We start from the raw sequence: 11,413 nt of genomic DNA, 5'->3' as shown, positions 1-11,413 counted from the left end.
GACCTGCGCGATCTGGCACAACCGCACCACCGGCCAACCCGTCACCCGATCACTCATCGCCTACGACCACTGACCCACTTCGGAACTACTCGTCTAGCCGATCGCAGGAGGCGCACCACCGCGCGGCGCGGGCAACCTGTAGACGGGAAGGAAGCTCGGCCCGAGGTCGTTCAGCCTTCCGTGCGCCCTCAAACCCGATGGACGCCCAACCGGCCGAATGGTTAGCATCACTAAATATGCCCGAGACTCATGGTTTCCCAGAGCGGAGCTGGCTCCGCCGGCTCGGCGGCTACTGCTGGCGCTACCGCCGCAACCTGCTGCTGTCCTTCGGGGCGTCCCTGGTGGGCATGGCGGTCACCACGATCGTCCCGCTCATCACCAAGGTGATCATCGACGACGTGATCACCGCGCACAGCCGTCCGCTCACTCCGTGGGCGGTGCTGCTGCTGGTCGCGGCGGCGGTGGTGTTCCTCTGCACCCAAGTCCGGCGCTACTACGGCGGTCAGCTCGCGCTGGACGTCCAGCACGACATGCGGGCCGACCTGTTCCGCTCGCTGACCAGGCTCGACGGGCACCGGCAGGACAGGTTGGACACCGGCCAGGTGGTCGGCCGGGCCACCTCCGACCTGCAGCTCGTCAACGGGCTGCTCTCGATGCTGCCGATGATGACGGGCTACGGCCTGATGTTCGTCATGTCGCTGGCCGTCATGCTCTGGCTCTCCCCGCCGCTCACCCTGATCGCCCTGGTGATGGGCCCGGCCCTGTGGTGGCTGGCCACGCTCAGCCGCAAGCGGCTCTTCCCCGCGACCTGGGCCGCCCAGCAGCAGGCCGCCGAGGTCGCGGGCGTGGTGGACGCCGCGATCGGCGGGGTCCGGGTGGTCAAGGGCTTCGGCCAGGAGGCGCAGGAGCGCGGCAAGCTGGAGCGCGCCTCGCGCGAGCTGTTCGCGGCCCGGCTGCGGTCGATCAAGCTGAACGCCCGCTACACCCCGGCCATGCAGGCCGTCCCCGCGCTCGGGCAGGTCGCGGTGCTCGCCGTCGGCGGCTGGCTCGCCGTCCGGGGAGACGTCACGCTCGGCACCTTCGTCGCCTTCTCCACCTACCTGGCGCAGATGACCGGCCCGGTCCGGATGCTCGCCATGGTGATCACCGTCGGCCAGCAGGCCCGCGCCGGGGTCGAGCGCGTCCTGCAGCTGGTCGACCAGCGCCCGCTGGTCGCCGACGTGGCCGGCGCCCGCCCGCTCGACCCGGGCGCCGCACCGCCCGGCACCCCCGCGCTGGAGCTCGACCGGGTCGACTTCCACTACCGCGCCGAGGAGCACCCCGAGCCGGGCAGCGTCCCCGACGGCGTCCCGGTGCTGGAGGGGCTCAGCCTGCGGCTCGCCCAGGGGGAGACGCTGGCCCTGGTCGGCGCCTCCGGCTCCGGCAAGTCCACCGTCGCCCAGCTCGTGCCCCGCTTCTACGACCCCAGCTCCGGCACGGTCCGGCTGTTCGGGCAGGACGTCCGCGAGGCCACCCTCGACTCGGTGCGCGCCGCCATCGGCATCGTGCCCGAGGAGAGCTTCCTGTTCTCCGAGAGCGTCCGCACCAACATCGCCTACGGGCACCCGGACGCCACCGAGGAGCAGATCGAGGCCGCCGCCCGGGTCGCCCAGGCCGACGGCTTCATCCGGGAGCTCCCCGACGGCTACGACACCAAGGTCGGCGAACAGGGCCTCACCCTCTCCGGCGGCCAGCGCCAGCGCATCGCGCTCGCCCGGGCCGTCCTCACCGACCCGCGCATCCTGCTGCTCGACGACGCCACCTCCGCGGTGGACCCGCAGATCGAGGCGGAGATCCACGACGCGCTGCACAGCGTGATGGCCGGTCGCACCACCCTGCTGATCGCCCACCGCCGCTCCACCCTGCAGCTCGCCGACCGGATCGCCGTCCTGGAGGCGGGCCGGCTGATCGACCTCGGTACGCACGAGGAACTCACCGCCCGATGTCCCCGCTACCGGTCGCTCATCACCGACCCAGACGCCCTGGCGGCCCCGGCCCCGGCCCCGACCGGCGAGTCCACCGGGCCCGAGCGGGCCACCGCCACCGCCACTGCCGCCACCGGTACCGCCACCACCGGCAGCGCGGCCGACGAGAAGCCGGGGGCCGACGCCGAACTGCTCGCCAAGGTCGCCGCACTGGCGCCCGCGACCGACACCCCCGGAGTCCCGGTCGAACGGGCCGAGGCCGCCGACCCCCGGTTCGGCCTCGCCCGGCTGCTCGCCCCGTTCCGCCGCCCCCTGCTGCTCGCGCTGCTCCTGGTCGCGGTGGACACCGCGGCCGGGCTCACCCTCCCGGTCCTGATCCGGCACGGCATCGACGACGGCGTCAGCAAGGCGGCCCTCGGCGGCGTCGCGGTCGCCTCCCTGCTGGCCCTCGCCGTGGTCCTGCTCGACTGGCTGGTGCAGGCTACCGAGAGCCGGGTCTCCGGCCGCACCGGCGAACGCGTCCTCTACACGCTGCGGCTGAAGATCTTCGCGCACCTCAACCGGCTCGGCCTCGACTACTACGAGCGGGAGCTGACCGGCCGGATCATGACGCGGATGACCACCGACGTCGACTCCATCTCCTCCTTCCTGCAGACCGGCGTGGTCACCGCCGTGGTCAGCGTCCTCACCTTCTTCGGCATCTTCGCCGCCCTGATCGTGATTGACCCCGGCCTCGCCCTGGTGGTCTTCGCGGTGCTCCCGCCGCTGGTCATCGCCACGCTGGTGTTCCGCAAGAAGTCCGCCCAGCAGTACCAGGTCTCCCGCGACCTGATCAGCACCGTCAACGCGGACCTGCAGGAGAACGTCGCGGGCATGCGGATCGTCCAGGCCTTCCGCCGCCAGGACGCCAACACCGACCGGTTCGTCGAGCGGGGCCTCGCCTACCGGCACGCCCGGGCCAAGGCACAGCTCTACATCTCGCTGTACTTCCCGTTCGTGCAGTTCCTCTCCAGCGTCGCCTCCGCCCTGGTGCTGATCGCCGGAGCCTCCCGGGTCGACGACGGCACCCTCACCATCGGCGCCCTGGTCGCCTACCTGCTGTACATCGACCTGTTCTTCGCGCCCGTCAACCAGCTCTCGCAGATCTTCGACGGCTACCAGCAGGCCGCCGTCGGCCTCGGCCGGATCCGCGACCTGCTGCGCACCCCCACCAGCACGCCCCAGGCCGAGCACCCCGTCCCGGTCGGCGCGCTGCGCGGCGAGATCGACTTCCGGAACGTCAGCTTCGCCTACAACGGGGGCGGCACGGGCAACCCCGACGTGCTCTCCGGCATCGACCTGCACATCCCGTCCGGCCAGACCGTCGCCCTGGTCGGCGAGACCGGAGCGGGCAAGTCGACCCTGGTCAAACTGGTCGCCCGGTTCTACGACGCCACCGGCGGCACCCTCCAGGTGGACGGCACCGACCTCACCAGCTACGACCTGGACGGGTACCGGCACCGGCTCGGCGTCGTCCCGCAGGAGGCGTACCTCTTCGCGGGAACGGTCCGGGACGCCATCGCCTACGGGCGCCCCGGGGCGAGCGACGCCGAGGTCGAAGCGGCCGCCAAGGCGGTCGGCGCCCACGACATGATCACCCGGCTGACCGGCGGCTACGGGCACCGGGTCGCGCCCCGCGGCCGCAACCTCTCCGCCGGGCAGCGCCAGCTCATCGCCCTCGCCCGCGCCGAACTGGTCGACCCCGACATCCTGCTCCTCGACGAGGCCACCGCCGCACTCGACCTCGCCACCGAAGCCGCCGTCAACCACGCCGCCGACCGGCTCAGCGGCGGACGCACCACCCTGGTCATCGCCCACCGGCTCACCACCGCCGAACGGGCCGACCGGATCGTCGTCCTCGACCACGGCCGCATAGTGGAGGACGGCACCCACGCCGAACTTCTCGACCGCGACGGCGCCTACGCCAAGCTGTGGAACGCCTTCATCGCGGAGGGGCACCCGACACCGGCCCTCGGCTGACCCTCCCGGCTGAACCCCCCCGGCTGCACCCCGGACGGCCCCGGCAGCGGACGGCGGCGGACCGCGGCGGGACAGCGCGGGCCCGACGTCCTGGCGCCGGGGCCGACGGCCGCGCGCCGCCACGGACCAGCACCGTGCGCGGAGCGCGGCCGTCGGCCTTGCCGGGAAAGGGCCGTTCGATCACGGAGCTGTCTCGCTCGGGACGCAACTGGGCCGCTCACCGGTTGCGACTCGGCCACCGGTCACCACCGGCGGCGGCCTCCTGGTACACAGAACGGGCGACCGATCGGAGGGGACGGGAGCACCACCCCGTCACCAGGTCGAGAGGCCACGCCCATGCGCACACGCGCGTCCGCGCCGCCCCCGGTCGCCCTCTACGCGGTCGGCCAACTCCCCGCCTACCTGCTGCCCACCCTGGTGGGCAGCCTCACCGGCGGCGCGGGCCTGACCCCCGCGCGGGCCGGAGCCCTCGGCAGCACCCTGCTGCTCGCGTCCGCCACCGTCGCGCTGCTGCTCGCCGGGCGGGTCGCCGCCCTCGGCCCGGGCCGCACCGCGCGCACCGGCCTCGGCCTGCTCGGGCTCGGCTGTGCGCTCGCCGCCACCGGTCCGCAACTCCCGCTGCTCACCACGGCCCTGGCACTGGCCGGGCTCGGCGCGGGCGCCACCACCGCCGTCGCCACCACGGCACTGGCCGGCGCGTCCGACCCGCACCGCACCACCGTCCGCGCCCTGTTCGCCACCTCGGGCACCGCGGCCGCCCTCTACCTGCTGCTCCCGCACCTCGGCAGCGGTCCGGCCGCACCCTTCTCCGCGCTCGCCCTGGCAGCCCTGGCGGTCCTGGCCGCCCTGGTCGCCGCCTCCCGGAACGGCAGTACCGGCAGGAACGACAGCACCGGCCCGGAGCGGGACCGCGGGCCGGGGCGCAGCGCCCCGGCCGCACCCGGCGCCCGGACGCGGGCCCGGTGGACCCGATCGGCCGCGCTCGTCCTGGCCGTCCCGTTCTGGTCGATGGCGCAGAACGCGCTCTGGGGCATCAGCGGCCAACTCGGCCACCGCCAGGCCGGGCTGGGGGAGAGCGCCCTCGGCCTGGTGTTCGCGCTGGCGCTGCTCGGCGGCCTGCTGGGCGTGACCGCCGCGGGCGCGCTCGGCACCAGGACCGGCCGTGCGGCCCCGATCGGGCTCGGCACCCTGGTGATCGCCGGTTGCGTCCTGCTGACCGGCACCGCCCACGGCCCGTCCGCCTTCACCGCGGGCGAGCTGCTGTGGAACCTGCTGTACCCGCTGGTGCTCAGCCACCTGCTCGGCCTCGCCGCCGCCCTCGACCCCGGCGGCCGCCGCGCCGTCCAGACCTCCGCGGCCGCCGCCCTCGGCACCGCCTGCGGGCCGCTGGTCGGCACCACCCTGGCGACCGGTCTCGGCTACCCGGGGACGGGCGCGGTGCTCGCCGCCCTGCTGCTGGCCAGCGCCGGGCCGCTGACCCTGGCCGCCCGGGCCCGCGGGGCCCACCGCCCGACCGCGTCGCGGCGCGTACCCGGCAGGCCGACCCGGCGCCGCGCCGTCGGCCGACGGCGCACCGGCACCAGGCCCGCCACCGCCCACCTCGCCACCCACCCGACCACCCGACCGGCCGCCCGCGTCCCCGGGCAGCGCCGACCGGTGCCGAACGCCCACCCGAACGCCCACCCGAGCAGCCACCCGAACGCCCACCCGGACGCCCACCCGGACGGTCGCACCGCCCGCCCGGACCACGCCTCCGGCTACGCCTTCAGCAGCGCCCGGAACAGCGCCTCGACGTCCGCCCCGGAGGGCAGTTCGCTGACCTGACCGTCCCCGACCTCCACCACCCGCCACCGCTCGGCCCCGTCCGCCGCGCCTGCCCCGTCCGCCGTGCCCGCCGTGCCCGCTCCGGTGCTGCGGGCAAGGTCGGTGGTGACGAAGCGGCACCCCAGCCGCCGGACCAACGGGCGGACGGCCGACAGCTCCGGCTGCACCCGGACCGCCGGGCTGTCGGGGTGCGGGCCGACCAGCACCGCCTCGCCGTCCAGCCACCAGACCCGGGCCTCCTCCGCCCGCCCGTCCGCGGCCCGGGCGAACGGCTCGAAGCGGCGCACCACCAGCCCGCCCGCCAGGAACTCGCCCTGCAGTTCGGCGAAGCGCGACGCGACCCGCTCCAGCGCGTCGAGGTCGGCGAGGTCGGGCACGTAGCAGGCCTCGGCCCACTCGTGCTTGCGGGACTTCACGTAGTCCTTCACCACCGCGGGCCCCCGCCCGCCCAGTTCCGCGGCCGCCGCGGCCAGCGCGCTCCGGCTCCAACCCGGGCCGGGCAGCCAGCTGCTGGCCGGGGTCAGCGGCTCGAACGTCCGGTACCAGCCGGGCAGTTCGTGGGCGGTCGCGTACGCGTCCGGCCCGGTCAGCAGGGGGCGGCCGCGGTCCGCCAGGGCCTCGGCGAGTTCGGCGTACCGGGCGGTGGGGACCATCCAGCCCCGGTACCAGAGCGGCCCCGGACCGGCCGGGATCCGGTGGACCGCGGCCGCGACGTCCCCGGCGAGCAGCGCGTCGTGGTCGAGCAGGACGTGGCTGCCGCCCACCGCCCGGAGCGCCCCGGCCTCCCAGGCGAAGTGCGGGTCCACCCGGCGGGGGAGGAGCGGGTCGGACGGAAGGATGACGGCGGGTTCGACCATGCGGCTCAGATTAGGTCCACCGATCGGTGGAGAGCCCGGAAACCCCTTGCCCCGGCACGTCGTTCCGCCCGAAAACCCGATCGACACCCCTCCGCGGCTCTGCGAGGGTTGGGCACGTGCGATGGATCACGAGTGTGCGCAGGCCCGTCGGCGAACGGCGCCCCCGCCGGGCGGCGCGGACGCTGGTGCTCTCCCCCGAGGGCGAGGTGTTCCTGTTCAGGTCCGACAACTCCGAGGTCGGGGTCCACTGGAACGCCCCGGGCGGCGGGATCGAGCGGGGCGAGTCCCCGATCGAGGGCGCCCTCCGGGAGCTGCACGAGGAAACCGGCTGGACCGACCTCCGGCCGGGCCCGCTCGTCTGCACCTGGGAGCACGACTTCACCTGGCACGGCACCCCGGTCCGCCAGCACGAGCACATCTTCCTGACCCACGGCCCGCGGCGCGAACCGGAGAACGTCGCGGAGGTCCACCGGGTCGACGGCATCCTCGGCTGGCGCTGGTGGACGCCGGACGAACTCGCCGCACCCGACGCCGACCCGACCTGGCCGCCGAACCTGTCCACCCTGCTCGCCGGGCTCCGCACCGCGGCACCCGGCCCGATCGTCCCCGTCCATCTCGGCCACGTGCCCAACACCGCCCCGACCGCGGGTAACTGACCCCCCCCGGCCCGCCCCGCCCCACCCCACTCCCGTCCGGTTCAGCGGACCGGGCGCCGACCCCGCCGACGTCCGCGCGCCGACGGCAGCTCGGCCTGCCAGTCGCGCATCCCCAACTCCCGGTCGTGCACCGCCTCCGGGTTGATCACCACCGACAGCAGGGCGGACCGCAGCTCCTCCGGGGACAACCCGGTCGAACGCTGCAACTGCTCGGTGGGCACCGACACCGCGATGGCCGACCGCCACTCCGGCAGCACCACCTGGCAGGTGCCGGAACCGAACCGCAGCAACTGCGCCGACACCCGGCGGTCCGGAGCCCGCCCACCCGGACCGACTCCCTCAGCCAACCCGGGCGACCCGCCGATCAGGACCCCCATCGGCACCCCCACCAGGTCCACCGGCACACCCTCCGCCCCGGCCGCGGCCTCCTCCGCCACCGCCCGGTGCCCGGCCGACGGCACCGCCCGCACCTGGCTCAGCCGCCGCGAAGGCGCGGGCCGCCGCTGCGGACGCGCCCGCGACGCCATCTCGCCGACGCTCCAGACCCCCGACGACCACTCGACCGCCGCCCCGGGCGCACCCGTACCCGTACCCGCACCCGCACCCACGCTCGCGCCCGCGTTCGCGTTCGCCGCGGCGCCCTCCGACGTGCCCTCCGACGCCGAACCGCCTGCCGAGCCGTCCGCCGAACCCGCCTTCACCGCACGGCGGTTGGCGTCCGCGTGCGGTCGGTCAGAGGCGTTCTGGTCGAGCGAGGTCATGGCTGTTGCCCCTCCGGAATCTGAGCTCGCCCGATCCTGCACCACCGGTGCGCGTCGGGCCAAGGGACGTGCGCACACATCCGACGGTTCCCGTCCGCGGAGGGTAAACCCGTTGCGGGGCCGGGGCACCGGGCTAGGGTGGTGGCATGTCCCCCACGTCATGCCTGTGCTGGTGGCCGTCCTAGGACGGCCGGTCCCCACGCATGACCCCAGGGCCGTCCGCAAGGGCGGCCCCGGCGCGACCACTTCGGACGGACCCAGGGCGGACCTCGGCGGGCGGCCAGCGACCGCAACCGAGGAGCACCCTCCGCCATGACCGCCGAAGCCGCCACCACCGTCACTGCCGCCACCACTGTCACTGCCCTCACCACCGACCGCACCCCCGCCGGGAGCACCGCGAACCCGCTGGTCGCCGCCACCGCCGCAGGCCACCACCGCATCCTGACCGGCGACCGCCCCACCGGCCCGCTGCACCTCGGCCACTACTTCGGGACGCTCCGCAACCGCGTCGAACTCCAGTCCCGAGGGCTCGAGTTGATGATCGTGATCCCCGACTACCAGGCGATCACCGACCGGGACCGCGCCGACCGCCCCGCCGAGCACGCGGAGGACCTGGTCCTCGACTACCTGGCCGCCGGGGTCGACCCGGAGCGCGCCACGATCTTCACCCACAGCGCCGTCCCCGCCCTCAACCAACTGCTGCTGCCCTTCCTCAGCCTGGTCAGCGTCGCCGAGCTCTCCCGCAACCCCACCGTCAAGGACGAGATCGCCCACTCCCGGCAGTCCGCCGTCAGCGGGCTGATGTTCACCTACCCCGTCCACCAGGCCGCCGACATCCTGTTCTGCAAGGCCGACCTCGTCCCGGTCGGCCAGGACCAACTGCCCCACCTGGAAGTCACCCGCACCATCGCCCGCCGCTTCAACGACCGCTACACCACCCTCTTCCCCGAACCGCAGGCCCTGCTCTCCCGCGCCCCCCTGCTCCTGGGCACCGACGGCGGCAAGATGAGCAAGAGCCGGGGCAACGCCGTCACCCTCGGCGCCACCGCGGACGAGACCGCCCGGCTGCTCCGCGGCGCCGTCACCGACCCCGACCGCCACATCACCTACGACCCCGAGCACCGCCCCGGCGTCTCCAACCTCCTGCTGCTCACCGCGCTCTGCCAGGACCGCGACCCGCACGCCGTCGCCGCGGAGATCGGCAACGGCGGAGCCGCCCTCCTCAAGCGCACCGCCACCGAGGCGGTCAACGAGTACTTCCGCCCCCTGCGGGCCCGCCGCGCCGAACTCGCCGCCGACCGCACCGTCCTGCGCGAAGTCCTGCACGCCGGGAACGCCCGCGCCAACGCCGTCGCCGACCGGACCCTCACCGAGGTGCGCGCCGCCATGGGCACCTTCTAGCGCGGCCCCCGCCGGGGGTGGACCGTTCCCGGACGGGGGATACCGTCAGCAGACGGAACGAGCGGAACGGCGGAACGGCGGAGCAGTGCCACCGCGGCCGACCGCCTTCCGCCCCCCACCTCCGCCTCAGCCCCCACCCCACGCTCGCGCTCCCGAAGGAGTACCGGATGCCCCTGCGCCCGCTCCGCCCCGGCGACCGGGTCGCCCTCGCCGCCACCAGCGGTGCCATCGACCCCGACCGACTCGCCCTCGGCACCGACATCCTCCGCTCCTGGGGCCTGGACGTGGTCGTCCCCCCGCACCTCCACGACACCCACCCCACGCTGTCGCACCTGGCCGGCACCGACGCCCACCGCGCCGCGGACTTCCAGGCCGCCTGGCTCGACCCCGACATCGACGCCGTCCTCTGCGCCCGCGGCGGCTTCGGCGCCCACCGGATGGTCGACCTCCTCGACTGGGACGCGATGCGCGCCGCCGAGCCGAAACCCCTCGTCGGCTTCAGCGACGTCACCGTCCTGCACGAGGCCGTCACCCAACGGCTCGGCATCCCCACCCTCTACGGCCCGATGCCCGGCACCACCGTCTTCAGCACCGACGCCGCCACCGCCGAACACCTGCGCCGCACCCTCTTCGAACCCGCCGGCACCACCGTCCTCACCGGCCCCGACGCCACCGCCCTCGTCCCCGGGCGGGCGCGCGGCGTCCTGATGGGCGGCTGCGCCTCCCTGCTCGCGGCCGACCGCGGCACCCCCGGCGCCCGCCCGTCCTTCGCCGGTGGGCTGCTCCTCCTGGAGGACGTCAACGAGCAGCCCTACCAACTCGACCGGATCCTCACCCAGCTCCGCCGCAGCGGCGCCCTGGACGGGGTGGCGGGGGTGGTCCTCGGCTCCTGGGACGGCTGCGGTCCACCCGACGGCGTGCGCGCCGTGATGCTCGACCACTTCGGCGGACTCGGCGTGCCCGTCCTGTGGGAACTCGGCTTCGGCCACTGCCCGTCCTCGATCACCGTCCCGCTCGGCGTCCCCGCCACCCTCGACGCCGACGCCGGCACGCTCATCCTCGACGCACCTGTTCTCAGCAGCCCTACCGGCGCGTAGGGTGCGAGCCATGCACGCCGAAGGCACCCCCAGCACCACCCCCGCCGCCGAGCAGCCCGCCGCCCCGGCGGAACAGGTGGTGACCCGAGCCCTCGGCCTGCTCCGCGGCCCCGGCAGCGGTACCGGCCGCGTCCTCCTCGGCCTGGCCGGGCCGCCCGCCGCCGGAAAGTCCACCCTCGCGCGCCTCCTGGTCGACGAGATCAACCACCGCGAAGGCCCCGACACCGCAGCCCTCCTCCCGCTCGACGGCTTCCACCTCTCCAACGCCCAGCTCGACCACCTCGGTCTCCGCCCCCGCAAGGGCGCCCCCGAGACCTTCGACGTCCACGGCTACCTCGCCCTCCTCCAGCGCGTCACCACCGACCGCTTCCACGACGTCTACGCCCCCGACTTCGACCGTGCCCTCGACGAACCGGTCGCCGCCCGCCACCTCATCCGCCCCCACACCCGCCTCGTCATCACCGAGGGCAACTACCTCGCCACCCCCACCCCGCCGTGGACGGACGCCCGGGCCCTACTGCGCGAACTCTGGTACGTCGACGCGGACGAGAGCACCCGCGACACCCGCCTGCTCACCCGCCACACCGCCGGCGGCCAGGACCACGCGGCCGCCCGCCGACGCATCGACAGCAACGACCGCCCCAACGCCACCCAGGTGGAGAGCAGCCGCGAGGCCTGCGACTGGGTGGTCCGCCCGGGCGAGTTTGCATCCGCCCGTCGATCGGCGTAGTGTCGACTGGTCGCTCGGCAGGGAGCACCGGACACGCATCTGTGTGGACGGTCCCGGGGTGGCCAATCCCTTGGAAAACCAGCTAGCTGATCCGTGACGGGTCG

Annotated in this window: 8 protein-coding genes; 6 read left to right on the top strand and 2 right to left on the bottom strand. The window is 74.7% G+C overall.

The window, feature by feature from the left end:
• Positions 1-236 precede the first annotated feature (236 nt).
• Positions 237-3,983 (top strand): ABC transporter ATP-binding protein, encoded by a 3,747-nt coding sequence (locus OO57_RS36125; RefSeq protein WP_033257040.1) that lies wholly within the window; start codon positions 237-239, stop codon positions 3,981-3,983.
• Between the two features lie 336 nt (positions 3,984-4,319).
• Positions 4,320-5,807, top strand: a complete 1,488-nt coding sequence (locus OO57_RS36120) for an MFS transporter (RefSeq protein ID WP_051778698.1) — start codon at positions 4,320-4,322, stop codon at positions 5,805-5,807.
• Here the strand turns inward: OO57_RS36120 and OO57_RS36115 are convergent.
• Entirely contained in the window at positions 5,741-6,664 is a 924-nt protein-coding gene (locus OO57_RS36115) for an ATP-grasp domain-containing protein (protein ID WP_033257039.1), read from the bottom strand. The two genes, OO57_RS36120 and OO57_RS36115, sit on opposite strands and share 67 nt — an antisense overlap.
• 134 nt (positions 6,665-6,798) lie before the next feature.
• On the opposite strand from OO57_RS36115, the gene OO57_RS36110 reads away from it, so the two are divergent.
• On the top strand, positions 6,799-7,320 hold the full coding sequence (locus OO57_RS36110) for an NUDIX hydrolase (RefSeq protein WP_033257038.1): 522 nt from the start codon (positions 6,799-6,801) through the stop codon (positions 7,318-7,320).
• A gap of 41 nt (positions 7,321-7,361) precedes the next feature.
• On the opposite strand, the gene OO57_RS44990 is transcribed toward OO57_RS36110, so the two are convergent.
• Positions 7,362-8,081: a hypothetical protein gene (locus tag OO57_RS44990; RefSeq protein ID WP_033257037.1), complete on the bottom strand. Its 720-nt coding sequence runs from the start codon at positions 8,079-8,081 to the stop codon at positions 7,362-7,364.
• 312 nt (positions 8,082-8,393) lie between these two features.
• Here OO57_RS44990 and trpS point away from each other — a divergent pair, with 312 nt between their 5' ends.
• From trpS to OO57_RS36090, 3 genes are all read left to right on the top strand, one after another.
• Entirely contained in the window at positions 8,394-9,482 is a 1,089-nt protein-coding gene (gene trpS / locus OO57_RS36100; protein ID WP_033257036.1) for a tryptophan--tRNA ligase, read from the top strand.
• 167 nt (positions 9,483-9,649) lie between these two features.
• Positions 9,650-10,579 (top strand): S66 peptidase family protein, encoded by a 930-nt coding sequence (locus OO57_RS36095; protein WP_033257035.1) that lies wholly within the window; start codon positions 9,650-9,652, stop codon positions 10,577-10,579.
• A 10-nt stretch (positions 10,580-10,589) separates the two neighbouring features.
• Positions 10,590-11,309: a nucleoside/nucleotide kinase family protein gene (locus OO57_RS36090; RefSeq protein ID WP_051778697.1), complete on the top strand. Its 720-nt coding sequence runs from the start codon at positions 10,590-10,592 to the stop codon at positions 11,307-11,309.
• Positions 11,310-11,413: the final 104 nt, after the last annotated feature.

It is taken from the genome of Kitasatospora phosalacinea (genome assembly GCF_000717185.1).
In the GTDB taxonomy this organism is placed as follows: domain Bacteria; phylum Actinomycetota; class Actinomycetes; order Streptomycetales; family Streptomycetaceae; genus Kitasatospora; species Kitasatospora phosalacinea_A.
This window is presented reverse-complemented; position numbering and strand designations above follow the sequence as displayed.